Source organism: Vibrio sp. 2033, assembly GCF_033339735.1.
In genome coordinates this window covers 1-1,076 of record NZ_JAWOVC010000116.1, presented here as the reverse complement: position 1 = coordinate 1,076, position 1,076 = coordinate 1, and the positions used below count along the sequence as shown (strand labels likewise).

The following is a 1,076-nucleotide window of genomic DNA, read 5'->3' as shown; positions in this document are numbered from 1 at the left end:
AATACCACCAAACCGAAACAGCCTTTGTTGATAACACCTTGCGTACCAATAAAAATATTCGCGCCACAACAATTCAAAGTAAATCCAGTAAGTCGAATCATTCGCCCCTTGGGTTTGTTCATACTGTTTGAGCATGGCATAAATCATTCTTGGCGACACACAACCAAGCGCAAGCCAAGGTGAAAATTTGGTGGAATACGCCATCCCGTCGAGTCCGTTGCGCGTCTCTTTATATGAGCTTGCCAAGCCAGAAGAAAAGTAACGCCGACAATGCGCAAGACCACTCCATTCTCCGCCAGAAAACAGCGCAGACTCATCAAAGTAAAAAGAGGATAAAGTTGGCAGTTGAGCGCCTTTTGGCATTGGTGGTAGGCGGCTCGGCGCATCTATTGGGTGGGCGATGTCTATCCCTTCAACGCACTTTCTAAACTGAGTAAAAGTCTCGGGCAGATCAGGCAACGTAAACGGCAGCTTGCTTTCGTCGAACAAACTGCGTACAGCGTGCTGAACAATGACAAGGTGTGGGTATTCATCTTGCAGCTTGTGCAATATGCTCTGTTCATCCGAGCCAGCCATTGCGTCTGCATAAAGATGAGTGACACTCAAATATTGAATGGCATATTTGAGGGCTTGATACGGGGGTATATCTAGCGTCCAAAGTCGCTGACCCAACTGGCCGAGTGCGTCATTCAGTTCGCACAAAGACGCATCGATAAATTTCTTCCTAGCTCGTCCGAGCGTTGCCTCCTGAGCAAAATGATGGAGAAAAGGAGTTACTGAAGGACGACAATACAAGCAAACCAATTCATCCAGAAAAGATGAGGCATCAACCAATAGCGAGTTATCGTGAAGTCTTAGGTCAAACGTAAACCAGTAAAGCCCTATTTTCTTTTTCAAAAAACGTCCTTAGGCGAGGAGCTAAATGTACTGATTTGTTTTACGCTCGGCATCGCAAGCGGATCATCCGTTCTTACTAACTACAGCGCTTTCCATGCTCTTTGCATGAATCGTGAACATAGGAGCCAAATCGTATTTCCACCCTCAATCGTTCACTTTTTAAACCACAATTTTATAAA

The 1,076-nt window shown here is 45.4% G+C and carries 1 protein-coding gene; it reads right to left on the bottom strand.

Features of this window, described 5'->3' with window-relative positions; translation table 11 throughout:
- Positions 1-897: DASH family cryptochrome (locus tag R7P74_RS25000; protein WP_318123332.1), on the bottom strand; the 897-nt coding region annotated here is incomplete at its 3' end.
- Positions 898-1,076: the final 179 nt, after the last annotated feature.